The 26,238-nt window shown below is 56.9% G+C and carries 19 protein-coding genes, 2 tRNA genes, 3 rRNA genes and 1 pseudogene; 14 read left to right on the top strand and 11 right to left on the bottom strand.

The window, feature by feature from the left end; translation table 11 throughout:
• Positions 1–19 precede the first annotated feature (19 nt).
• The 3 genes from PSH88_RS21395 to msuE all read right to left on the bottom strand — a co-directional run bounded on the left by PSH88_RS21395 (position 20) and on the right by msuE (position 2,997).
• Positions 20–1,207 carry an acyl-CoA dehydrogenase family protein gene (locus PSH88_RS21395; RefSeq protein WP_305422495.1) on the bottom strand — a complete coding sequence of 396 codons (1,188 nt, stop codon included), beginning with the start codon at positions 1,205–1,207 and terminating at the stop codon, positions 20–22.
• A 70-nt stretch (positions 1,208–1,277) separates the two neighbouring features.
• Positions 1,278–2,423, bottom strand: a complete 1,146-nt coding sequence (ssuD, locus tag PSH88_RS21390) for an FMNH2-dependent alkanesulfonate monooxygenase (protein WP_038982296.1) — start codon at positions 2,421–2,423, stop codon at positions 1,278–1,280.
• A 10-nt stretch (positions 2,424–2,433) separates the two neighbouring features.
• Positions 2,434–2,997: an FMN reductase gene (msuE, locus tag PSH88_RS21385; RefSeq protein ID WP_008006482.1), complete on the bottom strand. Its 564-nt coding sequence runs from the start codon at positions 2,995–2,997 to the stop codon at positions 2,434–2,436.
• Between the two features lie 402 nt (positions 2,998–3,399).
• On the opposite strand from msuE, the gene PSH88_RS21380 reads away from it, so the two are divergent.
• The 4 genes from PSH88_RS21380 (at position 3,400) to PSH88_RS21365 (ending at position 7,621) form a co-directional block, all read left to right on the top strand.
• Positions 3,400–3,669: a hypothetical protein gene (locus PSH88_RS21380; RefSeq protein WP_305422492.1), complete on the top strand. Its 270-nt coding sequence runs from the start codon at positions 3,400–3,402 to the stop codon at positions 3,667–3,669.
• 101 nt (positions 3,670–3,770) lie between these two features.
• On the top strand, positions 3,771–4,385 hold the full coding sequence (locus PSH88_RS21375; RefSeq protein WP_305422491.1) for a LysE family translocator: 615 nt from the start codon (positions 3,771–3,773) through the stop codon (positions 4,383–4,385).
• Between the two features lie 205 nt (positions 4,386–4,590).
• Positions 4,591–5,757: a cysteine desulfurase family protein gene (locus PSH88_RS21370; RefSeq protein WP_305422490.1), complete on the top strand. Its 1,167-nt coding sequence runs from the start codon at positions 4,591–4,593 to the stop codon at positions 5,755–5,757.
• Between the two features lie 55 nt (positions 5,758–5,812).
• A complete protein-coding gene (locus PSH88_RS21365; protein ID WP_305422489.1) occupies positions 5,813–7,621 on the top strand; it encodes an aminopeptidase P family protein in 1,809 nt (602 codons plus the stop codon).
• A gap of 46 nt (positions 7,622–7,667) precedes the next feature.
• On the opposite strand, the gene PSH88_RS21360 is transcribed toward PSH88_RS21365, so the two are convergent.
• The 4 genes from PSH88_RS21360 to rhtA all read right to left on the bottom strand — a co-directional run bounded on the left by PSH88_RS21360 (position 7,668) and on the right by rhtA (position 10,479).
• Complete coding sequence (locus tag PSH88_RS21360) at positions 7,668–8,264, bottom strand: 2-hydroxychromene-2-carboxylate isomerase (protein WP_305422488.1); 597 nt, start codon at positions 8,262–8,264, stop codon at positions 7,668–7,670.
• A 37-nt stretch (positions 8,265–8,301) separates the two neighbouring features.
• Positions 8,302–9,042, bottom strand: a complete 741-nt coding sequence (locus PSH88_RS21355) for an SDR family oxidoreductase (RefSeq protein WP_305422487.1) — start codon at positions 9,040–9,042, stop codon at positions 8,302–8,304.
• A gap of 98 nt (positions 9,043–9,140) precedes the next feature.
• Entirely contained in the window at positions 9,141–9,422 is a 282-nt protein-coding gene (locus PSH88_RS21350; protein ID WP_192344142.1) for a hypothetical protein, read from the bottom strand.
• 169 nt (positions 9,423–9,591) lie between these two features.
• Positions 9,592–10,479, bottom strand: coding sequence for a threonine/homoserine exporter RhtA (gene rhtA / locus PSH88_RS21345; RefSeq protein ID WP_305422485.1), 888 nt, complete (start codon positions 10,477–10,479; stop codon positions 9,592–9,594).
• 670 nt (positions 10,480–11,149) lie between these two features.
• Between rhtA and PSH88_RS21340 the strand changes: the two genes are divergently transcribed.
• The 7 genes from PSH88_RS21340 to PSH88_RS21310 all read left to right on the top strand — a co-directional run bounded on the left by PSH88_RS21340 (position 11,150) and on the right by PSH88_RS21310 (position 18,896).
• Positions 11,150–12,688: ribosomal RNA gene (locus PSH88_RS21340) — 16S ribosomal RNA — on the top strand.
• A gap of 82 nt (positions 12,689–12,770) precedes the next feature.
• A tRNA-Ile gene (locus PSH88_RS21335) sits at positions 12,771–12,847 on the top strand.
• A 30-nt stretch (positions 12,848–12,877) separates the two neighbouring features.
• A tRNA-Ala gene (locus PSH88_RS21330) sits at positions 12,878–12,953 on the top strand.
• 235 nt (positions 12,954–13,188) lie between these two features.
• A 23S ribosomal RNA gene (locus PSH88_RS21325) occupies positions 13,189–16,080 on the top strand.
• A 156-nt stretch (positions 16,081–16,236) separates the two neighbouring features.
• A 5S ribosomal RNA gene (rrf, locus tag PSH88_RS21320) occupies positions 16,237–16,352 on the top strand.
• Together the 16S, 23S and 5S rRNA genes with 2 tRNA genes alongside form the textbook arrangement of a ribosomal RNA operon.
• Before the next feature lie 214 nt (positions 16,353–16,566).
• On the top strand, positions 16,567–18,459 hold the full coding sequence (gene mrdA / locus PSH88_RS21315) for a penicillin-binding protein 2 (RefSeq protein WP_305422483.1): 1,893 nt from the start codon (positions 16,567–16,569) through the stop codon (positions 18,457–18,459).
• Between the two features lie 182 nt (positions 18,460–18,641).
• Entirely contained in the window at positions 18,642–18,896 is a 255-nt protein-coding gene (locus PSH88_RS21310; protein ID WP_030131459.1) for a DUF1652 domain-containing protein, read from the top strand.
• A 280-nt stretch (positions 18,897–19,176) separates the two neighbouring features.
• Here PSH88_RS21310 and PSH88_RS21305 read toward each other — a convergent pair whose 3' ends face one another.
• The 3 genes from PSH88_RS21305 to PSH88_RS21295 form a co-directional block, all read right to left on the bottom strand.
• Positions 19,177–19,578 carry a lysozyme inhibitor LprI family protein gene (locus tag PSH88_RS21305; protein ID WP_305422481.1) on the bottom strand — a complete coding sequence of 134 codons (402 nt, stop codon included), beginning with the start codon at positions 19,576–19,578 and terminating at the stop codon, positions 19,177–19,179.
• A gap of 106 nt (positions 19,579–19,684) precedes the next feature.
• Positions 19,685–20,083, bottom strand: a complete 399-nt coding sequence (locus PSH88_RS21300) for a GFA family protein (RefSeq protein ID WP_305422480.1) — start codon at positions 20,081–20,083, stop codon at positions 19,685–19,687.
• Positions 20,076–21,023, bottom strand: a complete 948-nt coding sequence (locus tag PSH88_RS21295) for an ADP-ribosylglycohydrolase family protein (protein ID WP_305422478.1) — start codon at positions 21,021–21,023, stop codon at positions 20,076–20,078. Before PSH88_RS21295 ends, PSH88_RS21300 begins: the two co-directional genes overlap by 8 nt.
• 198 nt (positions 21,024–21,221) lie before the next feature.
• Between PSH88_RS21295 and PSH88_RS21290 the strand changes: the two genes are divergently transcribed.
• Both PSH88_RS21290 and ltrA read left to right on the top strand, forming a co-directional pair.
• Positions 21,222–21,710: an SRPBCC family protein gene (locus tag PSH88_RS21290; protein WP_305422476.1), complete on the top strand. Its 489-nt coding sequence runs from the start codon at positions 21,222–21,224 to the stop codon at positions 21,708–21,710.
• 957 nt (positions 21,711–22,667) lie between these two features.
• A pseudogene (gene ltrA, locus PSH88_RS21285) lies at positions 22,668–24,088 on the top strand (group II intron reverse transcriptase/maturase).
• Between the two features lie 87 nt (positions 24,089–24,175).
• Here the strand turns inward: ltrA and PSH88_RS21280 are convergent.
• Positions 24,176–25,501 carry an aminotransferase-like domain-containing protein gene (locus PSH88_RS21280; protein WP_305422473.1) on the bottom strand — a complete coding sequence of 442 codons (1,326 nt, stop codon included), beginning with the start codon at positions 25,499–25,501 and terminating at the stop codon, positions 24,176–24,178.
• Between the two features lie 89 nt (positions 25,502–25,590).
• Here PSH88_RS21280 and PSH88_RS21275 point away from each other — a divergent pair, with 89 nt between their 5' ends.
• A complete protein-coding gene (locus PSH88_RS21275; RefSeq protein WP_305422472.1) occupies positions 25,591–26,214 on the top strand; it encodes a LysE family translocator in 624 nt (207 codons plus the stop codon).
• Positions 26,215–26,238 lie beyond the last annotated feature (24 nt).

Here is a 26,238-nt window from a genome sequence, read left to right as displayed (position 1 = left end):
AGGCTCCATGAGTGGAAGGCTATGAATAGAAGGTCGGGATCGGCAGGGACTGGTTCAGCGCCCAGTCACCCAGTTCATGGAGTTTGTAATCCACCGGATCGTGCAGGGTTTGCGTGCGCAGATTGCGCCAATGGCGGTCCAGTCGCAGTGAAGCGTGAGTCGAGCGGGCGCCGGTCACTTCGAACAAATGGCTACAGAGTTCCAGGCCATTGCGCGTCGCTGCGACCTTGGCGGTGGCGATGGCGGTGGCCAGATGACCGCGTTCCTCGGCGCTCAGGTTCGGTCCCTTGGCCCAGGCCTTGTCGAGCAACATGGCGGCTCGCTCCACCAGCAGTCGAACACCTTCCAGTGCCACCCAGAATTCGCCGTAATGGACGAGCACGTAAGGATCTTGCCGCACATCCGCAGCACTGGATTTGTGCCACGGACGGGTTTCAGTAAGGGTGTATTGCCGCGCCTCTTCGAATGCGCCCTCGGCAATGCCGAGGAACATGTGGGTGAACGTGAGCTGGGCAATCAAGGGACGCAGGCAGGCGAACGGTGTGCTCAACGGGCCGGGGTCGAGCAGCAGTTCCGACTCTTCGACCCGAACCCGTTCAAACGTGGCACTGCCGCTGTCGGTCTGGCGCTGACCCATGTTGTTCCAGTCGTTGTGCAGCGTGATACCGCTGCGCCCGCTGGGAATCGCGGCGATCAACAGCTTGCCGCCGGCACTTTCGTCGACGGCCGAGGCGATCAGCATTTCCGAGTCGCTGGCGCCGGAGCAGAAGCTCTTCTTGCCGGAAAACTCGCGCCAACTACCGAGGTTTTTCACCACGGTGCGTGTGTCCAGCGGGTTGAGGGCGTTGCCCCAGAACCAGTTCTTGCGCGCGGTTTGTTCAAACCACGGTTGCCATTGTTCGGGCCGGGCGAACAGGCGCACGGTGGCGAGCATCAGGTGATGAAAGCCGAAGACATGGGCGATTGAACTGTCGACCTTGGCGAACTCGCGCACGATGGTCAGGGTTTCGCTCCAGCTGGCGCCGAGGCCGCCGTATTGGACGGGAATGCTCAAAGCGAGCAGGCCGCTGTGGCGCAAGGCATCACGTTCGGTTTTCGGCGTACCGCCGCGTTCATCGCGCTCGACAGCGGTCAGGGCAAACTCGGCGGCCAGCTGGCGGGCGGTCTGCAAGGGGGACAACAGGGCGCTTAGCGGCTTGGCAGTCACGCGAGGTTCCTTTTTTCTGGCGACTGATCGTTCCCACGCAGAGCATGGGAACGATCAGTAGGGGAGGCTTTCAGGCCGTGGCTTTGGCCGGCAGCACATCATTGGCAATCATTTCGCCAAACGGCCCGGTGAGGTTGGTGACGCCACGTCCGGCCAGGCTGGCATACGGCTCGGGCAGCAGCGGGAACACCAGTTCGGCAAAGCGATAAGCCTCTTCGAGATGCGGGTAGCCGGAGAAGATGAAACTCTCGATCCCCAAGTCCGCGTACTCCTTGATCCGCGCCGCCACTTGCTGCGGGTCACCCACCAGCGCAGTCCCGGCACCGCCGCGCACCAGACCGACGCCGGCCCAGAGATTGGGCGAGATTTCCAGGTTATCGCGACGGCCGTCATGCAATGCGGCCATGCGCCGCTGGCCTTCGGAATCAAATCGCGAGAACGATTTTTGCGCGGCAGCAATGGTCTCGTCGCTGATGTGCTCAATGAGTTTGTCCGCAGCTTTCCAGGCCTCTTCGGCGGTTTCACGAACGATCACATGCAGGCGAATCCCGAACTTCACCGTGCGACCGTTTCGCGCCGCGCGCTCTCGAACATCGGCCAGTTTTTCGGCCACGGCGGCAGGTGGTTCGCCCCACGTCAGGTAAACGTCGACCTGCTCGGCGGCCAAGTCATGAGCCGCATCAGACGACCCACCGAAATACAGCGGCGGATAAGGTTTCTGCACCGGCGGATACAGCGCTTTGGCATTCTGCACCCGCAGGTGTTTGCCTTCGAAATCCACCGATTCGCCTTGCAGCACGCGGCGCCAGATCTTCAGGAATTCGTCGGTGACTTCGTAGCGTTCGCTGTGATCGAGAAAACTGCCGTCGCCACGGTTTTCATCCGGGTCGCCACCGGTCACCACATTGATCAGCAAGCGACCGCCGGACAGTCGATCCAGCGTCGCGGCCATCCGTGCCGAGACTGTCGGCGAGATGATTCCCGGACGGATAGCGACCAGATACCGCAGGCGCTCAGTCAGCGGCACCAGGGCCGAGGCAATCACCCACGAGTCTTCGCAGGAACGTCCAGTGGGAATCAGCACGCCGTGGTAACCCAGACTGTCGGCAGCCTGGGCCACTTGTTTCAAATAGTTGAGGGTTACCGGGCGCGCGCCCTGAGTGGTGCCCAGGTAATGGCCGTCGCCGTGGGTCGGCAGAAACCAGAAAACATCCATGAAGAGATCCTTAAGCGATTTTCAGCAGATTTTTGGGGTGTACGCCGAACAACGGCGCCGCGCGTTCTGCAGCAAGACGAATGCGGGCCTTCAAGGGCTCACTGGTTATTTGATAATTAGAGAAGTCGGCTTCGGTGGCATAGACGCCAATCGGCAAGGTCAGGGCCTGGAAGAAACTGAACAGCGGCCGCAACTGATGATCGAGCACCAGCGCGTGACGTTCGCTGCCACCGGTGGCGGCCAGCAACACCGGAGTGTCGATCAGTGCGTTGAGGTCGATCAGGTCGAACAGGTGCTTGAGCAGGCCTGGGTAGGAGCCGCGATAAACCGGCGCGGCAACGATCAGCAAGTCGGCGCTTTCGATCGCTTGCAACTCGGCTTCGATGTCGGCGCTCAGTTCCTGACGCGACAGCGCGGCGCCCAGTGGTCGGGCGATATCGCCCAGTTCGATCAGCTTGCTCTCGATCGGCAACTGCTCGGCCAGTTCGGCCAACAGCGCCTGGGTCAACACCAACGTACGAGACGGACGCCAGGTACCGCCGGAGAGGGCAACGACTTTCAATGGACGCGACATGATCAGTTCCTTTTTTAAACAGTTGCTCAGCGAACAGTGATGAGTCACCGGAGTTGAGCAAGAGCTGTACCAATCCTTAGGAGCCCCGTTTTCCGTGGCTTTCAGCGCGGTTGCTGGCAGGCGCTGTTCGATTTGACTGGCTGTTTGTTGATTGACTGTTGCCAGGCAAACAGTTGCGTGGGCAACAGTGCGTGAAGTGATGGAGTTGTTTATAAAGGCTCTCTGTTATTCCGTAAAAGACCATAAATTAATATTTATAGACCTTTTAGAAATATAAGGCTGACAACCACAGAGCCGTTTACCAAAGTCGATAGCGACTATCGAGAGCGTTGATTTCTGCCCTTCGAGCGGCACCGGTAGCCTGTGTTCATTGCCCCGAACCCAGATCACCGGACACCCGAAATGAAATCTCTATTCGCCACTTTCCTGTTGCTCGCCATCTCCGTTCTCGCCGGATGTGCCACCCATGTTTCACCGGAACTGCGGCCCTACACCGCCGAAGAAACCCGGGAACTGGCGCTGGAGGCCCTGAATCGTCGTGGCTTGTCCTTCGATGAGTACCATGCGAAGAAAGCCGAATTGCTCGGCCAGCCGCCAAAATCGTTCAGTTTCGACAAACACGGCGAGATGAACGCCGAACGCGCGGTACAGCTGCACGGTCGCCCAAGCTGAGCAACGACTGTACTGCTCGAACTTTCACGCAACTGTCCATGGGTTTCCCTCAAGGCGTGCGATAGGGTCAATACCTGACTGACCTTGATGGACTGCCACCCATGACACTCTCGCTCGACCTGCTGCTGGGCTTTGCCCTGTTTGCCCTTGTCACCTCGATCACTCCCGGTCCGAACAACACCATGTTGCTGGCCTCGGGCGTGAATTTCGGCTTTCACCGCACCATTCCCCATATGCTGGGCATCACTTGTGGCTTCTTCGTCCTGGTGGTCGCCGTCGGTTTCGGCCTGGGCACGGTGTTTCAAACCTATCCAATGCTTTACACGGTGTTGCGGTATGTCGGCGCGGCGTATTTGCTGTACCTGGCGTGGAAGATTGCTCATTCCGGTCCGGTAGCCGAGGGTGAACAGGGTGAGGGCAAGCCGATCAGTTATTTGGGTGCGGCAGCGTTTCAATGGGTCAACCCCAAGGCCTGGATCATGGCCATTGGAGCCATCAGCACCTACACGCCGATGCAGGGCTATTTCACCAATGTGATTGTGATTGCCGCGGTCTTCGCCTTGATTAATCTGCCAAGCGTCGGGGTGTGGGCCGGTTGCGGCACACTGTTGCGCAATGTGTTGCGCGATCGCCGCTGGTTGCGGCTGTTCAACTGGGGTATGGCCTTATTGTTGGTGGCTTCGCTGTATCCGTTATTGCTCGAAAGCTTTAGCTGACGCATTGCTTCATCCGGTGGCCCGATGCCTGTTAAGCTCGACTTCAGGAGCGTTCCTACGCACTTTTAAATGAAGTTGTTCTTCTTTAATGGCCTCCGATCAGGTATTGCTGTCGTTCTGAAAGTTCGGCGTCGCTCATGAGGCGGCGCTTTGAAACTTCCAGTGACGAGCTTCCTGATCCCGGAACACGCTCTGCGAGTCTTTTATGAATAAACGTCCGTTGTATTTCGACTACGCCGCCACCACGCCGGTGGATGAGCGGGTCATCAAGGTCATGGTCGAGTGTCTGGGTTTCACCGGTAACTTCGGCAATCCAGCGTCCAGTTCCCACGCCTTCGGCCAACAAGCCCGGCAATCGGTCGAGCAAGCACGGCGCCAGGTCGCCGAGTTGGTGGGCGCCCAGGCGGAACAGATCGTCTGGACCTCCGGTGCCACCGAATCCAACAACCTTGCCCTCAAGGGCGTGGCCCAGGCCCGCGGTGTATCCGGTGGCCACATCATCACCAGCCAGATCGAACACAAAGCGATTCTCGACACTGCAAAACAGTTGCAGGACGCAGGCGTTGCGGTGACGTATCTGGTGCCTGATGCCGAAGGCCTGATTACCCCGCAAGCGGTCAGCGAGGCGATGCGTGAGGACACCTTTCTGGTGTCGTTGATGCTGGTCAATAACGAACTGGGCACCATCAACGACATCCCGGCCATCGGCCAGTTGGTGCGTGATCGCGATGCGTTGTTTCACGTTGATGCGGCTCAGGGGGCGGGTAAAGTGGCAATCGATCTGGCCCTGTGGCCGGTGGATTTGATGTCATTCTCGGCGCACAAGGTCTACGGTCCCAAAGGCATCGGTGCACTGTATGTCGGTCCTCGTGCGCAGCAACGTCTGCAAGCGCAGATCCACGGCGGCGGTCATGAGGGCGGGTTGCGTTCCGGCACGCTGGCGACGCACCAGATTGCCGCCATGGGTGCAGCCTTCGCGTTGGCGGCCACCTCGTTCGATGAAGAAAAAGCCACCATCGCGCGTCTGCGTGAACGCTTGCTCGAACCTTTGCTGAGCATTCCCGGCGTGCGTCTCAATGGCAGCCCGACCCAGCGCATTCCCCATACCCTGAGCCTGACTTTCAACGAAGGCGAGTTCAGTTCCGTGGCGTTGAGCACCTCGATTGCGTTTTCCGCGACCTCTGCCTGTAATTCCGCCAGCAATGCGCCGTCCCATGTGCTGCTGGCCCTGGGGCATGACGCGCGCTCGGCCAGTCGCACCATTCGCTTGAGCCTGGGGCGTTTCACCACCGAGCAGGATATCGATCAAGCGGTACACCTGATTAAAGCAGCTTGCGCCAGTGCTCCGGCATTCTGGGCGACAGGTCCTTAAGCGCCGACTCCGATCGGCACCGAATAATAATGATGAGTGGTTAGCAGGAGACACGATGAGTACACAGCCTTTGACCAATGGATTGGTACCCCAGCGCCTGGCGCAAACCCGTGAGCTGATGAGCCGGGAGGGCATTCATGCTCTGCTGGTGCCGTCGGCCGACCCGCACCTGTCGGAATACCTGCCGGGCTATTGGCAGGGACGGCAGTGGCTGTCGGGTTTTCATGGCTCGGTGGGCACGCTGATCGTTACGCCGGATTTTGCCGGTGTCTGGGCCGACAGCCGTTATTGGGAACAAGCGAGCAAGGAGCTCAAGGGCAGCGGCATCGAACTGGTCAAGCTGCAACCGGGTCAACCCGGCCCGCTCGATTGGCTGGCCGAGCAAACTCCTGAAGGCGGTGTCGTTGCAGTCGATGGCGCAGTGATGGCCGTGGCATCCGCGCGTACTTTGAGCAGCAAACTCGAAGAGCGCGGCGCACGTCTGCGCACCGACATCGACCTGCTGGGTGAAGTCTGGAGTGATCGTCCGAGTCTGCCGAACGAGCCGATCTACCAGCACTTGCCGCCTCAGGCGACGGTCAGCCGTGGCGAAAAACTCGCCAAACTGCGTGAGGTGCTGAAAGAGCGCGGCGCCGACTGGCACTTCATCGCTACCCTCGATGACATCGCCTGGCTGTTCAACCTGCGCGGCGGCGATGTGTCGTTCAATCCGGTGTTCGTGTCCTTCGCCCTGATCAGCCAACAGCAGGCCACCTTGTTCGTGGCCCTGAGCAAAGTGAGCGCCGAACTGCGCGCCATTCTCGAACAGGACGGCGTGACCCTGCGCGATTACAGCGAAGTAACCTCCGCCTTACGCTCTGTGCCGAGCGGCGAGAGCCTGCAAGTCGATCCGGCGCGGGTCACGGCGGGTCTGCTGGATAACCTGGACAGCGGTGTGAAACTGCTCGAAGGCCTGAATCCAACTACCCTGGCCAAGTCGCAGAAAAGCCTGGCCGATGCCGAGCACATTCGTCGGGCCATGGAGCAGGACGGCGCGGCGCTGTGCGAATTCTTCGCCTGGCTGGAAGCGGCCTTGGGGCGTGAGCGCATCACCGAACTGACCATCGACGAACACCTGACCGCGGCGCGTACCCGGCGTCCGGATTATGTGTCGCTGAGCTTCAATACCATTGCCGCGTTTAACGCCAACGGTGCGATGCCGCATTACCACGCCACCGAAGAAGAACACGCGGTGATCGAGGGTGACGGCCTGTTGCTGATCGACTCCGGCGGCCAATACCTGGGCGGTACCACCGACATTACCCGAATGGTGCCAGTGGGTACGCCGACTGACGAGCAGAAGCGCGATTGCACCCGCGTGCTCAAAGGGGTAATTGCGCTCTCCCGTGCACAGTTCCCACGAGGCATTCTGTCGCCGTTGCTGGACGCTATTGCTCGGGCACCGATCTGGGCCGAAAGCGTCGACTACGGTCACGGCACCGGTCACGGCGTCGGCTACTTCCTCAATGTTCACGAAGGCCCGCAAGTGATCGCCTATCAGGCCGCGGCGGCACCGCAAACCGCGATGCAGCCGGGCATGATCACATCCATCGAACCGGGCACTTACCGTCCGGGTCGCTGGGGCGTGCGGATCGAGAACCTGGTGTTGAATCGCGAAGCGGGCAAGAGCGAATTCGGTGAGTTCCTGAAATTCGAAACCCTGACCTTGTGCCCGATCGACACCCGTTGCCTGGAACCGTCGCTGCTGACCGAAGATGAAAAGCAGTGGTTCAATGGCTATCACGCTGAGGTGCGTGAACGCTTGAGTCCGTTGCTCGATGGCGCGGCCCTTGAGTGGTTGATCGCACGAACCGCGGCTATTTAATCGGCTTGAGTTCAGGCGCTGTTTCCAGCGCCTGATTCATGTCTGGCTATTGCGCGCGCAGGGCTTCAAGGACGAAGTCCAGCCGATCCTGTCCGAAGAACAGTTGACTCCCGACAAACATGCTCGGTGCGCCGAATACACCGCGTTGCACCGCTTCCTCGGTGTTTTCCTTGAGCGCGGCTTTGACGTTCTCATCGGCGGTCAGCGCCAGCACATCATTCGGGTCGAAACCGTTTTGCGTCAATACGGCGGCAACGGTCGCTGGATCATCGAGACTGCGTCCTTCAACCCAAAGCGCGTGAAACAGGCAATCGATAAACGCCTGAAAGCGTTCGGAATGGCGCAGTTGCATCCCTGTGACAGCACGCATCAGCATTAGGGTGTTGATCGGGAAATTCGGGTTGAACTTCAGCGGTACGCCATAGCGTTTGGCATAGCGGTCCAGGTCCTGGAACATGTAGCGACCCTTGGCCGGTACGGTGATGGGGGAAGCATTGCCAGTAGCTTTGAAGACGCCACCCAGCAGCATCGGTCTGTAGATCAGCTGACTATCGGTCTGTTTGCAGATCTTCGGCAGTTGAGTATAGGCCAGGTAAGTGGCGGGGCTGCCGAGGTCGAAAAAGAACTCCACGGTTTTGCTCATGGTCGATGTGCTCTTCTTGTTGTTGTAGGGGGAGGGCCTACCAGCGTTCGTTCCAGGGGCGCAGATCCAGCTCGAAGGTCCAGGCATCCCGTGGCTGGCTGTGCAGGTACCAATAGTTGTCGGCGATATGCTCGGGATTGAGAATGCCGTCCTGATCCTTGGTCGCGTATTTTTCCGGAAAGTTGTCGCGGATAAAGTCGGTGTCGATGGCGCCATCAACTACGACGTGGGCGACGTGGATGTTCATCGGTCCCAGTTCGCGGGCCATGCTTTGTGCCAAGGCGCGAATCCCGTGCTTGGCCCCGGCGAAAGCGGCGAAACCTGCGGCGCCGCGCAGGCCAGCAGTGGCGCCGGTGAACAGGATCGTGCCCCGTTGGCGGGTGGCCATGCGCTTGGCCACTTCACGGGCGTTGAGAAACCCTGAGAAACAGGCCATTTCCCAAATCTTGAAATACTTGCGGGCGGTTTCTTCGAGAATACTGCAAGGCACATTGGCGCCGATATTGAAGACGAACGCTTCAATGGGGCCGAGCTCGGTTTCGATCTGCTCGATGAGCGCAATCACGTCTTCTTCATTACGCGCATCGCTGGCAAAACCGTGAGCCTCGCCGCCACTGGCTGTGATGGACTCTACCAATGGCTGGAGTTTGTCTGCGCTGCGACGGGTGACGCAGGCGACATAACCTTCACGGGCAAAACGTTTGGCGATGGCGCCGCCGGTGGCATCACCTGCGCCGACGACCAATACGATTTTCTTGTTATTGATAGCGGTGGTCATGGATATCGCCCTTTGCTGAACGGTCATTGACTGACGAACGTTAGCAGTATCCGGGCGGAGCGCCTATCGGGCTACGCAAGCCCGATAGGGAAGGAGGGTTACTTGCAGATGACGATCATGCTGCGGCTGGTATAGCCTGCAGGGTTGAGGCCGAAGGGATAGTCACCGGGCTCTTCCACCGCGTCCCCTGACTTGGCGATGACCTTGTAACCCTTGGGCGCGCACGAATTGGCGGCGCTGGTGTAGCACTTGTCCCACGAGGACGAGAGCCCCGAACAGTTGATATGCAGTCCTTTCTTGCCGTGTTTCGTCTGGGGTTTGGAGGTCGCTGCGCAGCCCGCAATTGCAAGTACGGCGATCAGTATCAAAATTCGTTTCATTGCTGTCCTTAATAGCGGCCCCGGATCTGTGCCTGGGTCTGCCTGCATTCGCTTTTGCTTGAAGCGTTCTGATATCCCTATCTGAAAAAAATCCATGTCTGACACTGAGTTACGTAGCCTAAACATGGCCTAATTGAGCGGTAAATACCAGACCTTCGTCAATCTTGTTTCAATCCGCTGCGACCGCAGGCTTGGCGGTACTCCCCATGGTCAGGGTCGCGCCGACGGAAGCCAGAATGATGCACAGGATAGCCATCCACTGTGACAGGGAAAGGTATTCCTGGAGGAACAACAGGCCGGACAGCGCGCCAATCGCAGGTTCGATGCTCATCAACGTACCGAAGGTTCGGGCTGGAATCCGTGTGAGCGCGACCATCTCCAGGGTATAAGGCAGGGCGGTGGACAGAATGGCGACCCCGATGGCCACGGGAATCAACGAGGGTGTCAGTAACGCGGCGCCAGCGTGGACAATGCCGATGGGCGCTACGAACAGGGCGGCAATCATCACGCCCAATGCTGCGGTCTGCACCCCATTATCAGCACCGGCCTTCTGGCCGAACAGGATGTACAACGCCCAGCAGACGCCAGCACCCAGGGCATAACCTGCGCCGACCAGATCGATGCCTGCGCTCGTGGCGCCTGTCGGAATCAATAGCAGTAAACCCAAGGCTGCCAGAGCGATCCATAGAAAGTCGATCGCTCGACGTGAGGCATAAATAGCGACTGCCAATGGGCCGGTGAACTCCAGGGCTACGGCGATACCCAGAGGGACGGTGCGCAAGGACATATAGAAGAGGAAGTTCATGCCGCCCAACGCCATTCCGTAGACGATGACGGTGCGCAGGGATTTCGCAGTGAGCTTCGCTCGCCATGGGCGCAATAGCAGCAGCATGATCACACTGGCAAAGATCAATCGCAGGGTGGTCGTTCCTTGAGCACCGATAACCGGGAACATGCTTTTGGCCAGGGAAGCTCCGGACTGGATCGATGCCATGGCTATCAAGAGCAGGCCAACCGAGAACAGGGTCGAGGCAAGGCTGCGGGGGTGATCATTCATTGCGTGGCATCGTCCGAAGTAGCAAGCGAGAGTATTGTTTTATGTGTTGGGCAATATACTGCGCATTCGTTGTGGGCGCGTCTATATATAAGCAGGGTTTTTGAATATCCTGATAGAAAAACCAAATCAGGGGTTGACGGCAGATTCTGGAAGTCTATAATTCGCCCCACTTCCGGCGCAGTCGAAACGGAAAACTCATTGGTAAACAAAGAGTTACGCGGTTTTCGGCAGTGGTTACGCTTCAGTTCATCGAAGCCAGAAGGAGTTGGTAGGGCAGTGTGTTTTCGCCTTATCGACGGTTCGATCTTCTCGGTCGAAAGCGGAGGAAAAGAGGTGTTGACAGCAGCGAGTAACGCTGTAGAATTCGCCTCCCGCTAACGAGAGATCGGAAGCGCAAGTGGTTGAAGTTGCAAAGGAAACTTTGAAAACTTCTGAAAATAACCGCTTGACAGCAACAGGGGCTGCTGTAGAATGCGCGCCTCGGTTGAGACGAAAGATCTTAACCAACCGCTCTTTAACAACTGAATCAAGCAATTCGTGTGGGTGCTTGTGGGGTCAGACTGATAGTCAACAAGATTATCAGCATCACAAGTTACTCCGCGAGAAATCAAAGATGTAACCAACGATTGCTGAGCCAAGTTTAGGGTTTCTTAAAAACCCAAAGATGTTTGAACTGAAGAGTTTGATCATGGCTCAGATTGAACGCTGGCGGCAGGCCTAACACATGCAAGTCGAGCGGCAGCACGGGTACTTGTACTTGGTGGCGAGCGGCGGACGGGTGAGTAATGCCTAGGAATCTGCCTGGTAGTGGGGGATAACGCTCGGAAACGGACGCTAATACCGCATACGTCCTACGGGAGAAAGCAGGGGACCTTCGGGCCTTGCGCTATCAGATGAGCCTAGGTCGGATTAGCTAGTTGGTGAGGTAATGGCTCACCAAGGCGACGATCCGTAACTGGTCTGAGAGGATGATCAGTCACACTGGAACTGAGACACGGTCCAGACTCCTACGGGAGGCAGCAGTGGGGAATATTGGACAATGGGCGAAAGCCTGATCCAGCCATGCCGCGTGTGTGAAGAAGGTCTTCGGATTGTAAAGCACTTTAAGTTGGGAGGAAGGGCAGTTACCTAATACGTAATTGTTTTGACGTTACCGACAGAATAAGCACCGGCTAACTCTGTGCCAGCAGCCGCGGTAATACAGAGGGTGCAAGCGTTAATCGGAATTACTGGGCGTAAAGCGCGCGTAGGTGGTTCGTTAAGTTGGATGTGAAATCCCCGGGCTCAACCTGGGAACTGCATTCAAAACTGACGAGCTAGAGTATGGTAGAGGGTGGTGGAATTTCCTGTGTAGCGGTGAAATGCGTAGATATAGGAAGGAACACCAGTGGCGAAGGCGACCACCTGGACTGATACTGACACTGAGGTGCGAAAGCGTGGGGAGCAAACAGGATTAGATACCCTGGTAGTCCACGCCGTAAACGATGTCAACTAGCCGTTGGGAGCCTTGAGCTCTTAGTGGCGCAGCTAACGCATTAAGTTGACCGCCTGGGGAGTACGGCCGCAAGGTTAAAACTCAAATGAATTGACGGGGGCCCGCACAAGCGGTGGAGCATGTGGTTTAATTCGAAGCAACGCGAAGAACCTTACCAGGCCTTGACATCCAATGAACTTTCCAGAGATGGATTGGTGCCTTCGGGAACATTGAGACAGGTGCTGCATGGCTGTCGTCAGCTCGTGTCGTGAGATGTTGGGTTAAGTCCCGTAACGAGCGCAACCCTTGTCCTTAGTTACCAGCACGTAATGGTGGGCACTCTAAGGAGACTGCCGGTGACAAACCGGAGGAAGGTGGGGATGACGTCAAGTCATCATGGCCCTTACGGCCTGGGCTACACACGTGCTACAATGGTCGGTACAGAGGGTTGCCAAGCCGCGAGGTGGAGCTAATCCCATAAAACCGATCGTAGTCCGGATCGCAGTCTGCAACTCGACTGCGTGAAGTCGGAATCGCTAGTAATCGCGAATCAGAATGTCGCGGTGAATACGTTCCCGGGCCTTGTACACACCGCCCGTCACACCATGGGAGTGGGTTGCACCAGAAGTAGCTAGTCTAACCTTCGGGAGGACGGTTACCACGGTGTGATTCATGACTGGGGTGAAGTCGTAACAAGGTAGCCGTAGGGGAACCTGCGGCTGGATCACCTCCTTAATCGACGACATCAGCTGCTCCATAAGTTCCCACACGAATTGCTTGATTCATTGAAGAAGACGATAAGAAGCAGCCCGAAATTGGGTCTGTAGCTCAGTTGGTTAGAGCGCACCCCTGATAAGGGTGAGGTCGGCAGTTCGAATCTGCCCAGACCCACCAATTTTGTGTGGGAAACGCCTGTAGAAATACGGGGCCATAGCTCAGCTGGGAGAGCGCCTGCCTTGCACGCAGGAGGTCAACGGTTCGATCCCGTTTGGCTCCACCACTACTGCTTCTGTTTGTTGAAAGCTTAGAAATGAGCATTCCATCGTGACGATGGTGAATGTTGATTTCTAGTCTTTGATTAGATCGTTCTTTAAAAATTTGGGTATGTGATAGAAAGATAGACTGATGGCCACTTTCACTGGTGGTGATCAGGCTAAGGTAAAATTTGTGAGTTTAATCGCGAATTTTCGGCGAATGTCGTCTTCACAGTATAACCAGATTGCTTGGGGTTATATGGTCAAGTGAAGAAGCGCATACGGTGGATGCCTTGGCAGTCAGAGGCGATGAAAGACGTGGTAGCCTGCGAAAAGCTTCGGGGAGTCGGCAAACAGACTTTGATCCGGAGATGTCTGAATGGGGGAACCCACCTAACATAAGTTAGGTATCTTAAGCTGAATACATAGGCTTAAGAAGCGAACCAGGGGAACTGAAACATCTAAGTACCCTGAGGAAAAGAAATCAACCGAGATTCCCTTAGTAGTGGCGAGCGAACGGGGACTAGCCCTTAAGTGGCTTTGAGATTAGCGGAACGCTCTGGAAAGTGCGGCCATAGTGGGTGATAGCCCTGTACGCGAAAATCTCTTGGCCATGAAATCGAGTAGGACGGAGCACGAGAAACTTTGTCTGAATATGGGGGGACCATCCTCCAAGGCTAAATACTACTGACTGACCGATAGTGAACTAGTACCGTGAGGGAAAGGCGAAAAGAACCCCGGAGAGGGGAGTGAAATAGATCCTGAAACCGTATGCGTACAAGCAGTGGGAGCCCACATTGTTGGGTGACTGCGTACCTTTTGTATAATGGGTCAGCGACTTATTTTCAGTGGCGAGCTTAACCGAATAGGGGAGGCGTAGCGAAAGCGAGTCTTAATAGGGCGTCTAGTCGCTGGGAATAGACCCGAAACCGGGCGATCTATCCATGGGCAGGTTGAAGGTTGGGTAACACTAACTGGAGGACCGAACCGACTACCGTTGAAAAGTTAGCGGATGACCTGTGGATCGGAGTGAAAGGCTAATCAAGCTCGGAGATAGCTGGTTCTCCTCGAAAGCTATTTAGGTAGCGCCTCATGTATCACTGTAGGGGGTAGAGCACTGTTTCGGCTAGGGGGTCATCCCGACTTACCAAACCGATGCAAACTCCGAATACCTACAAGTGCCGAGCATGGGAGACACACGGCGGGTGCTAACGTCCGTCGTGAAAAGGGAAACAACCCAGACCGTCAGCTAAGGTCCCAAAGTTATGGTTAAGTGGGAAACGATGTGGGAAGGCTTAGACAGCTAGGAGGTTGGCTTAGAAGCAGCCACCCTTTAAAGAAAGCGTAATAGCTCACTAGTCGAGTCGGCCTGCGCGGAAGATGTAACGGGGCTCAAACCATACACCGAAGCTACGGGTATCACTTAGGTGATGCGGTAGAGGAGCGTTCTGTAAGCCTGTGAAGGTGAGTTGAGAAGCTTGCTGGAGGTATCAGAAGTGCGAATGCTGACATGAGTAACGACAATGGGTGTGAAAAACACCCACGCCGAAAGACCAAGGTTTCCTGCGCAACGTTAATCGACGCAGGGTTAGTCGGTCCCTAAGGCGAGGCTGAAAAGCGTAGTCGATGGAAAACAGGTTAATATTCCTGTACTTCTGGTTATTGCGATGGAGGGACGGAGAAGGCTAGGCCAGCTTGGCGTTGGTTGTCCAAGTTTAAGGTGGTAGGCTGGAATCTTAGGTAAATCCGGGATTCTAAGGCCGAGAGCTGATGACGAGTGTTCTTTTAGAACACGAAGTGGTTGATGCCATGCTTCCAAGAAAAGCTTCTAAGCTTCAGGTAACCAGGAACCGTACCCCAAACCGACACAGGTGGTTGGGTAGAGAATACCAAGGCGCTTGAGAGAACTCGGGTGAAGGAACTAGGCAAAATGGCACCGTAACTTCGGGAGAAGGTGCGCCGGTGAGGGTGAAGCATTTACTGCGTAAGCCCACGCCGGTCGAAGATACCAGGCCGCTGCGACTGTTTATTAAAAACACAGCACTCTGCAAACACGAAAGTGGACGTATAGGGTGTGACGCCTGCCCGGTGCCGGAAGGTTAATTGATGGGGTTAGCTAACGCGAAGCTCTTGATCGAAGCCCCGGTAAACGGCGGCCGTAACTATAACGGTCCTAAGGTAGCGAAATTCCTTGTCGGGTAAGTTCCGACCTGCACGAATGGCGTAACGATGGCGGCGCTGTCTCCACCCGAGACTCAGTGAAATTGAAATCGCTGTGAAGATGCAGTGTATCCGCGGCTAGACGGAAAGACCCCGTGAACCTTTACTATAGCTTTGCACTGGACTTTGAATTTGCTTGTGTAGGATAGGTGGGAGGCTTTGAAGCGTGGACGCCAGTTCGCGTGGAGCCAACCTTGAAATACCACCCTGGCAACTTTGAGGTTCTAACTCAGGTCCGTTATCCGGATCGAGGACAGTGTATGGTGGGTAGTTTGACTGGGGCGGTCTCCTCCTAAAGAGTAACGGAGGAGTACGAAGGTGCGCTCAGACCGGTCGGAAATCGGTCGTAGAGTATAAAGGCAAAAGCGCGCTTGACTGCGAGACAGACACGTCGAGCAGGTACGAAAGTAGGTCTTAGTGATCCGGTGGTTCTGTATGGAAGGGCCATCGCTCAACGGATAAAAGGTACTCCGGGGATAACAGGCTGATACCGCCCAAGAGTTCATATCGACGGCGGTGTTTGGCACCTCGATGTCGGCTCATCACATCCTGGGGCTGAAGCCGGTCCCAAGGGTATGGCTGTTCGCCATTTAAAGTGGTACGCGAGCTGGGTTTAGAACGTCGTGAGACAGTTCGGTCCCTATCTGCCGTGGACGTTTGAGATTTGAGAGGGGCTGCTCCTAGTACGAGAGGACCGGAGTGGACGAACCTCTGGTGTTCCGGTTGTCACGCCAGTGGCATTGCCGGGTAGCTATGTTCGGAATAGATAACCGCTGAAAGCATCTAAGCGGGAAACTAGCCTCAAGATGAGATCTCACTGGGACCTTGAGTCCCCTGAAGGGCCGTCGAAGACTACGACGTTGATAGGTTGGGTGTGTAAGCGCTGTGAGGCGTTGAGCTAACCAATACTAATTGCCCGTGAGGCTTGACCATATAACACCCAAGCAATTTGCTGACCTGAAGAGGCACCAGATTGCGGTGTGTGAAGACGAAACGAACCGAAAGTTCGAGAAACAAACACACAAACTATCGCATACCCATTCGCTGGAGCGTGACCTCGCAAGAGAACACGAGCTGGCTACCGAATTTCTTGACGACCATAGAGCATTGGAACCACCTGATCCCATCCCGAACTCAGCAGTGAAACGATGCATCGCCGATGGTAGTGTGGGGTTTCCCCATGTGAGAGTAGGTCATCGTCAAGATTAAATTCCGAAACCCCTATCTGCGTATGCAGGTAGGGGTTTTGTTTTGTCCGCAGGAAAGTGTTGTGGAGCGATAGCCGCATCGTTTATGAAATTTTGGCAGACGCGCTAAAGTGACCGCGCCGTTTTTGGTATGGTGCAGCTCATTTTTTAACGGACTGACTTCAAGCCTACGGATTGGCACCTCCTCTACAGTCAAAGAGCTGCTGCAGAAATGCCTGAACCGATACCGATCAAGGACCACGAAAAAGAGACGCGCCTGGTCAATAAAAGACTGATGGCCTGCGCCTTGTTCGTCGTCGCTATTACCTGCGCGCTGGTGGTGCGGTTGTATGTTCTGCAGGTGGTCGAGTACGACTACCACTCGACGATCTCCGAAAACAACCGTGTACATGTATTGCCGATCGCCCCTACCCGTGGGTTGATTTATGACCGCAACGGCGTGCTTCTGGCGGACAACCGGCCCAGTTTCAACCTGACCATCACCCGCGAACGCGCCTCCGACGTCAAAGAAGAGCTGGATGACGTGGTCAACCTCCTGCACCTGCCTTCTGAAGACCGCACGCTGTTCGACAAGGCGATGAAGCAGGCTCGACACCCCTTCGTGCCCGTCACCTTGTTCTATGAACTCAGCGAAGAACAGATTGCGGTGTTGGCAGTCAACGAGTTCCGCTTGCCCGGGATCGATGTAGAGCCACAATTCGTTCGCCACTACCCGATGGGCGCACACTTTGCCCATTCGATCGGTTACGTCGGCCGTATCAACGAGAAAGAATCCAAAGCCCTGGATACGGTGGAATACCGTGGCACCCAATCCATCGGCAAGACCGGCATCGAGAAATTCTACGAGTCCGAGTTGCACGGCCATGTGGGTTATGAAGAAGTCGAGACCAACGCTCAAGGCCGCGTGCTGCGAGTGCTCAAACACACCGATCCGGTCCCCGGTAAAAATATCGTACTGAGCCTAGACGTCAAACTTCAGGAAACTGCCGAGGAGGCGTTGGGCGATCGCCGTGGCTCGGTGGTTGCTCTCGACCCGTCGACCGGTGAAGTGCTGGCCATGGTCAGTAAGCCAAGCTTCGACCCGAACATGTTCGTGACGGGAATCAGCTTCAAGGAGTACGCGGCGCTGCACGATTCCATCGACCGGCCGCTGTTCAATCGTGTGCTGCGTGGTCTCTACGCCCCGGGCTCGACCATCAAGCCGGAAGTGGCGATTGCAGGCCTCGACGCCGGGGTGGTCACCCCGCAGACTCGCGTCTTCGATCCGGGTTATTACCAGCTACCGGATTTCGATCATAAGTACCGTAACTGGAACCACAGTGGCGATGGCTGGGTGGACATGGACGCGGCGATCATGCGCTCCAACGACACCTACTTCTACGATCTGGCGCACAAGCTGGGGATCGACCGTCTGCACGACTACATGGCGATGTTCGGACTTGGCGAGAAGGTCTCGCTGGACATGTTCGAAGAGTCTGCGGGGTTGATGCCATCCCAGGCCTGGAAACGCGCGACCCGCCGTCAGCCGTGGTTCCCCGGCGAAACAGTGATCCTCGGCATCGGCCAAGGCTACATGCAGGTCACCCCTTTGCAATTGGCCCAAGCCACCGCGCTGATCGCCAACAAAGGTGTATGGAACCGACCACACCTTGCCAAAACGGTGGATGGCGTAGCGCCGGTGGACGAGCATCCGATGCCGAACATCCTGCTCAAGGACCCGCGTGACTGGGATCAGGTCAACCATGGCATGCAGATGGTGATGCACGACGCTCGCGGGATTGCCCGAGCGGCAGCGGCGGGGGCTCAATACCGCATCGCCGGCAAGAGTGGTACGGCGCAAGTGGTGGCGATCAAGCAGGGTGAGCGCTACAACCGGGCGAAAACCCTGGAGCGCAACCGTGACAATGCCTTGTTCGTCGGATTCGCCCCGGCCGAACATCCGAAGATTGTCATCTCGGTCATGATCGAAAACGGCGAGGCCGGAGGTCGCGTTGCCGGTCCCGTGGTGCGGCAGATCATGGACGCCTGGCTGCTCGATCAGGACGGTCACCTGAAGCCGCAATACGCCGTGCCGAGCAAAACGCCGGGCGACCCTCAAGTCTGAGGATCAAGGCCTCACAGAGCAGGTTCACACATAAAAGTTGTCGTAAATCGCGACAACCAATGAGACGACGAGCAACCTGTTACGATCTTGAGACACCTGCTATTGAGGATTAGAATTTTCGGGCTAGTGGGTGAATGAGGGAGCATTCGCCCGCCCACACACTTGGCGTGAGGGAGGTAGCGATGTTCCTTTCAACCCTGGAAATTCAAAACATCATTGAACATAGTTTTTTGCCCGCTGTGTGCACTTGCAGCATGGAGGCAGACCAGTCTCTGACAATACGGGTCTGCGATTGCATGACCGGGAAAGTGGATCTGGTGGCCACCCATGTTCCGGTATGGACACTGGATAGCCCCCACGCGATCGCGTCGCTAGTGGCTGACATGCGGCAAGAAATCGAGGCTCACAAAGGCATTCACCCTCCGTTTTACCGCTGAACCTGCGTCACGCCGCACCACGTTGGCGGTGCGGCGTGTATCCCGAAGGCAAGAAGCAGGGTCAGGCCCAAGGACCCTAACCTGATGTTCGGCGTGCTCAATCGCTTATGGCGATCACGACGGCGCAAATATTGTTCGGTAATTGTGGTGTCTGAGCGGACGCCTTCGTGGGCAAGCCTCGCTCCTACATTGGATTTTTGGTAAATACACAATTTGTGTATCGCAGTCCCCAGTAGGAGCGAGGCTTGCCCGAGAAGAGGCCCTCAAGAACACCGCAGCATCACGCCCCAGGCACCGGACAACTCATATCGCCTTCATCACACGTGAGGTAGCGTTTGAAGGTTTCGACGCGGGCCTTGGTCAGGTTGGTGTTGCACAGGCTGTAGATCAGCGGATACACACTGCCGCCCGACACCGTAGAGGTCGAAAACTCACACTCGGCATCACGAAACGCCACCCAGTTGCGTTGCGCGCTGACCAGCAGCTTCTTGGCATCGGGATTGTCTTTCAATCGTTTGGTGATTTGTTGGTAAAGCGTATTCAGCTCTTTATCAGCCGCTTTGTATTGCTCGGCAGCGCACTGATTCATGGTGCCCTGGTCGTTCGCATTGGCACAGTCCACGGCATGCGCCATGGTGGTGAACAGCAGCGGCGTCAGCGCCAGGAGAAAGCGTGGGTGCATGGGTGATTCTCGTGGTGACATTGGAAAGTTGAGGTGCAGTGTAGCGAAGCGGATGATTAATCAACGAATCTGCCGCTCGCCACAAAAGCGCTGCGCTGTTCAGAATTTATACCTGCCACTCCGGACATTTCTCATTCGATTCATATTCAAGCCAGGACACGTCGTGGGACGTCCAGATGTGAGCCTGAGGTGTCATTTTCGGATCATCGTCCAGAGTCGCCACGCGAACGATTACATGGGGTTGGGCAAAGCGCTCTGCCATCAGATGCGATCCGCAGATCGAACAGAAATGCCGAAGCTTGCCTGGCGACGACTCATAGGTGCTTAGCCGGTCCTGTCCTTTTATCCAGCGAAAATGCTCACGCATGACCCCGGCCGTTGAGGCGAATGCCGCTGCATGTGCCTTGCGACAGGTGTGGCAGTGGCAGTGACTGATGGGCATGTCGAGGCTATCAAGTTCGTATTCAATGGCTTTGCACAAGCAGCTGCCATGCAGGTTATTCATGGGATTTGCCTGGTTGCGTGGCTGAGATGGCGGCAGCGGTGGCTGCCCGAAGCAGGGCGTCAGCCATGGCCTCGATATCTTCGCGCATGTGCAATTTCGCCAGCCAGCCGTCAGGGATGGCCTGCACACCGTAGTGGGCTCCGGCCAACTGGCCGACGATGGCGGCAGTGGTATCGGCGTCGTCGCCCAGGTTCGCGGCTTCGAGGATGGCGGCTTCAAAACTGTCAGTGTGATGAAAGCACCACAAGGCCGCTTCCAGTGATGCAACGCAGTAACCGCTACCGCGAATATCGTCTTTGGATTTTCCGAGGTAATCGCCTCGGGCGATGCTCGCGACCTTCGGTTCCACGAACGTCGTCTCTGGCAGGCTCTGTAAATCCTGCTTGGGCGCGCCTTGCAATGCCTTGCGGATCAGATCGGAAAGCAACTGACAGCATTCAAGTGCCTCTGGTGCTGCATGTGTAGTGCGCGAGCTGTCTGCGGAAAACCTCCTGATCCGGTCGAGGTCGGGAAAGTAGTACAACACTACTGGCGCTAACCGCATCAGCGAACCGTTGCCGGCTGTGTAGGGATCGGTGGATCCCGCGAATGGCTGACGGTTTTCCAGATAACGAGTCAACGCTTCACGTACGGTCATACCGATGTCGAAGCATTCGCCGGTCGAACTCAGGTAACCCCGTTGCCACCAGTTGAGATAACGGCCCATTTGGTCGGCCGCATCAAAACCTTTTTTGTTCAGCAAGCTTTCTGCCAGGCAAAGTGCCATGGAAGTGTCATCGGTCCATTGCCCTGGCTTCAGATTGAACGGGCCGCCCCCAACCATATCGGTCAGAGGGGCGAACGAGCCGCGCGGCTGGAATTCGGCGCGGGTGCCGACGGCATCCCCACAAGCAAGCCCCAGCAGGGTTGCGCGATAACGTTCCGTGAGTGAAGGCTGCATGAATCTTCCTTGTAAGGGTTCCACTTCGTTGCAAACGTTAGCAGTTTCAGCCCGCCGACTCCCTCTTCAAACCAGAACTTATGGCCAAAACTGAGGCCGAATATTTCAGGTACGGGTGATTGCGGCACCTGTTTGATACAACTTTTAGGTTGGTCTTATGGTCTTTACGGGCCTACTGTTCAATACAGGAGGTGACTTATGAACCCAGCATCAGATCGCATCGAAAGGAAGATCCTGCTCAAGGTGCCGCGCTCGCAGGTCTGGCGCGCACTGGCCAATGCCGAAGCCTTCGGGCAATGGTTCGGCGTGGCACTCGAAGGCAAGCGCTTTGTCGCCGGCGAGTGGACCCAGGGGCAGATTACTTATCCTGGTTATGAGCACTTGTTGTGGAATGTACTGGTGGAGCGGGTCGAGCCGGAGCGGGTGTTTTCGTTTCGCTGGCACCCGTATGCAGTCGAACCCGATACCGATTACTCCCAGGAGCCCACCACGCTGGTGAAGTTCGAACTCCAGGATATGGATGAAGGCACGTTGTTGACGGTCGTCGAGTCCGGTTTCGATCACATCCCTCAGTCGCGCAGGCTCAAGGCGTTTCGTATGGACAGCCGGGGTTGGGATGAGCAGATGAGCAATATCGAAGAATTTCTGAAAACAAATACCCAGACCCACGAGCGTCAGGGCGGCTGATGGCTGCAGGCCACGAAACTCGAGGCTTCAGCGCACGATGGCTGATACATCCAAAGGGTTTCGGCGCGGCGACTATAGCGAATGTCTTACACGCGCTAGTAGCTATGTCGTCTATTGCAGATTGGATCCCAAGCGTAATCTAGCCTCATCAACTGAAGCACAGGAAGTGCTCCAGGGTCACGGATGATCGACCATAGCAAGGATCGCTGCCGACAGGGAGTCGATATGGTCTTGGGAAAAACCCGCTTCGGCGGGTTTTTTTTTCGTCTACAGAAAACTGCCGCTCGGTTTCCTGTAGCAGCCTTCGGCAGCTTCTACAGGTGCAGGTTTAAGGCGTTGAATGGTCAATGGCTTACACGTAGTCAGTGGTATGTCGTCTTTTGAAGCTTTACCGATGCGTCTAATCTGGATCCATCAACTGAAGCACAGGACGTGCTCAGGATCACGGATGATCGACCATACGCCAGGATGGCTGCCGACAGGATGTCGCAATGGTCTTGAGAAACCCGCTTAGGCGGGTTTTTTTATGGGTGCGCCAGGCATGGCGCGTTGCGCGCAAGCGCAACCAGCTTGGCTGTGGTGGCCACGCTGGTGACTTGGAGGTGAAAGTCCTCTACACACCCGGCAAGGGGAAGTGTTAGCCAGAGGCAAGGGTGTCGCGGGTGACTGCGAATCTGAAGGAAGCCCGAGGCAAAATGCTGGCCTGACGAACAGGAAGCGGATAGAGGCGGCGCAGCGGGGTAAGACGGCCCAAATCGTCAAAGCCCAATACTTGCACGGAACGCTGTGACGTAAATCCGACAGGCATAAGCAGGAAGGTCGCGCGAATTACCCTGGGAGATCTGTTCGTTTGCCACTGTGCTACCGAGCGTCGAGAGGCGACGGGATGAACGTGCAGAAGTCAGCCGAGGCCGTAGTAAGTGGCAAATAACCCTGCCACCAAGGGCCGAACAGGTTATGCCGCCAGTAGGCGTCAGAGTCTCGTTGAATACCGAAATGCAGCAATTTCTCCCAGAGAAGACTGTTACTCCGAGTCCCGGACAGAATCCGAGGATGACGGCTGACAGCGCACAGGTATCAGCGGCGTCTGTGACGTGGACGAACGCGGAGCCGGACACGCTGATGGAGCGGGTGCTTGCACCCGCCAACCTCAGACGTGCGTATCACCGCGTAGTCAGCAACAAGGGTGCACCGGGTGCTGATGGCATGACGGTCGACCAGCTGGCGGACTACGTGAAACAGTATTGGCCAACCTCAAGGCTCGGTTGCTGGCCGGCGAGTATCACCCGCAGGGTGTGCGCGCCGTCGATATCCCCAAACCCAAAGGCGGAACCCGGCAGCTGGGCATCCCCAGTGTCGTGGATCGCCTGATCCAGCAGGCGCTGCTGCAACAGCTCACGCCGATCTTCGATCCGCTGTTCTCGGACTACAGCTACGGCTTTCGTCCAGGCAGAAGCGCTCATCAAGCCATTGAAACAGCCCGTGCCCATGTGGTGGCGGGTCACCGCTGGTGTGTGGAACTCGATCTGGAGAAGTTCTTTGATCGGGTCAACCATGATGTATTGATGGCTTACGTAGCGCGTCAAATCGAAGACAAGCGAGTGCTCAGGCTGATCCGTCGTTATCTCGAAGCGGGAACGATGTCAGGCGGACTCGCCAGCCGACGACAGGAAGGGGCGCCGCAAGGCGGCCCGCTCTCGCCGTTGCTGTCGAACATCCTGCTCAACGAACTCGACCGCGAACTGGAGCGGCGGGGCCATCGCTTCGTGCGTTATGCCGATGACGCGAACATTTATGTGCGTAGCCAACGGGCAGGCGCACGGGTGATGGCCGGCGTTGAACGCTTCCTGAGCCGGCGCTTGAAACTGGTACTGAACCGGGAAAAGAGCCGAGTAGCCGGGTCGTGGATGTGTGATTACTTGGGCTATGGAATGAGCTGGCATCAACAGCCAAGGTTACGAGTGGCGACGATGAGTCTGCGTCGCTTGCGTGACCGACTCAGGGACCTCTTGCGCCGGGTGCGCAGGCGCTCAATAAGTTACATCGTCGAGCAAATAACCCCCGTACTGCGAGGTTGGGCTGGCTATTTCAAGCTAAGTCAAAGCAAACGGCCGCTGGAGGAGTTGGACGGCTGGGTACGCCACAAACTTCGTTGTGTCATCTGGCGTCAATGGAAGCGGCCCTCGACGAGGGCGCGCAACTTGATACGTCTGGGGCTTGATGAGGCGCGGGCGTGGAAATCGGCAGTCAATGGCCGAGGCCCATGGTGGAACTCGGGCGCGCCCCATATGAATCAGGCGCTACCGAAGAAGCTGTGGGATCGACTCGGGCTGGTCTCAATACTGGATACGATCAACCGGTTTAGCCGCATAGCCTGAACCGCCGTATACGGAACCGTACGTACGGTGGTGTGAGAGGACGGCGGATGCAAATCCGCCTCCTACTCGATGCGTAAGAAAAGCCCCTCAGATGTCCACGATTTCACGCAAAGTCTCCAGGGCACGCTTCAACACGTCGAGGCTGATCGATCCCATGGCCACCCGCAGTGCAGGAGGCACATGAGTGGTCGTGGCAAAGGGTTCGGAGTTGGTCACCCGCACGCCTTTGCGTTCCAACTCGGCAACAACCGTCTCGGCCCGCAATCCTTCAGGCAATCTGAGCCAAAGGTAGTAGGAAGCGGGATGCGCCACCACATCGCAATTGTTCAGTATTTGCCGAGCCAGGTCCTGTCGCTGGCGGGCGTCCAAGCGCTTTTGCTCTTCAAGGTTGTCGACCTCGCCACTGTCGATCCAGCGGCAGGCCAGAGCGACGGTCAGCGACGGGGTGCTCCATGTCGACACACGGATGGCTTGTTCCAGCACCGGCATCATCGCTTTCGGTGCAACGATGAAGCCGATGCGCAGACCCGAGGCAACGCTTTTCGACAGGCCGCTGATATACAGCGTGCGCTGCGGGGCCAAGGTAAACAGCGGTTTGGGCGCTGGTTCTGCGAGGAAGGCATAGGCGCCGTCTTCGATGATCAGAAAGTCGTAGCGTTCGGCCAATTGCACAAGGCGTTCACGGTCGGCGATGGACATCACCGTCCCCAACGGATTGTGCATTGTCGGCATGCTGTAGAGCGCCCGCACAGGGCGCCGTTTGCACAGTGCTTCCAGGGCGTCGAGGTCGGTGTGCCCGGCAATTTGCGGCAGGGCTTCGAGGTCCAGTCGATGGGCCTGGGCCAGGGTTTTCAGACCGGGGTAGGTAAGGGCGTCGAGGGCCAGAATATCTCCCGGTTGGAGTAACGCCATCAGCGTCACGGCAAGACCTTGCTGGGCGCCGTTGACGATCAGCACCTGATCGCCCCCCACCCGAATGTCCCGATTGCGTAAATGCCGGGCCGCCGTCTGCCGTTCATGCACCCGCCCGCCCTGAGGCGCGGAATGCAATAACGCATCGATATCCCCTGATGCGGCAATCGCTCGCAGCCCCTCGCGCAATAACTCGTCCTGACCGGGTACCGACGGGTAATTGAAGGTCAGGTCTACCGTGCCGATGCCCAATGGTTGCTGTTCCAGCCCCAGCCCTCGAGGCAACGAAGTGTCGCGTACAAAGGTGCCACGGCCGGTTTCGCCAACTACCAGACCGATCGCTTCCAGCTCGCTATAGACCCGCAATGCGGTGGCCAGCGCAATCCGTTCGCTCTGCATCAGCGCGCGAATGGTCGGCAATTGCATGGCGGGTGGCAGTTCACCGCTGCGAATCTTCCCGGCGAATTCATCCACCAGGCGTTTGTAGCGAACACGGGTCATGAGTGAATGCTCTTTGTATCTGGATCAATTTTTTGTTTGTATCAGATTGGCGCTCTAATCTACAGGCTTTCCAGGACGGAGACTTCGCCGTGATTGACCCTGCGACCTTATCGATTTTCGTCGGAGCGGTGATGTTGTTGCTGCTGTCACCCGGTCCGAACATGGCCTTCGTGATCAGCCATGGCGCCAGTTATGGCTGGCGCGGTGGCGTGGCGTCGGGATTGGGCATCGGCCTGGCCGATCTGATCCTGACGGCGCTGACCGCGATGGGGGTTACGGCGCTGGTTGCGAGTTGGCCGCCGGCCTTCGACTTGATCCGTTATGCCGGTGTCCTGTACCTGCTGTGGTTGGCGTTCAAGGCGTTGCAAAAAACATCGGCCACCTCGGATGTTGCGCAAGTGCCGCTCAAAATCCTGATGATCCGGGCGATGCTCAACAGCCTGCTGAACCCCAAGGCCTTGCTGTTTTTCATGGTGTTCCTGCCGCAGTTCGTTAACGCGCAACGCGGGTCGATTGCCGTACAGCTAGTGCTGCTGGGCGTGGTGCTGACTCTGGTCAGTGGCGTGTTTCACACCCTGCTCGGGGTTTTCGGCAGCACCGTCAGCCGGCGTATTTCCAGCACTTCGACATTCGCCAAATGGCAGTCATTGGGGCTGGCCGCGGTACTGCTGTTGCTTGCCGTCCGGTTGGCCCTGATGACTCGTCCGGCCTGACTCATTCGCTGAAAAGGAACCTGT

This window comes from Pseudomonas wuhanensis (genome assembly GCF_030687395.1).
GTDB lineage: Bacteria > Pseudomonadota > Gammaproteobacteria > Pseudomonadales > Pseudomonadaceae > Aquipseudomonas > Aquipseudomonas wuhanensis.
The sequence above is the reverse complement of the archived record's forward strand: the minus strand, read 5'-3'. Positions and strand labels throughout refer to the sequence as shown.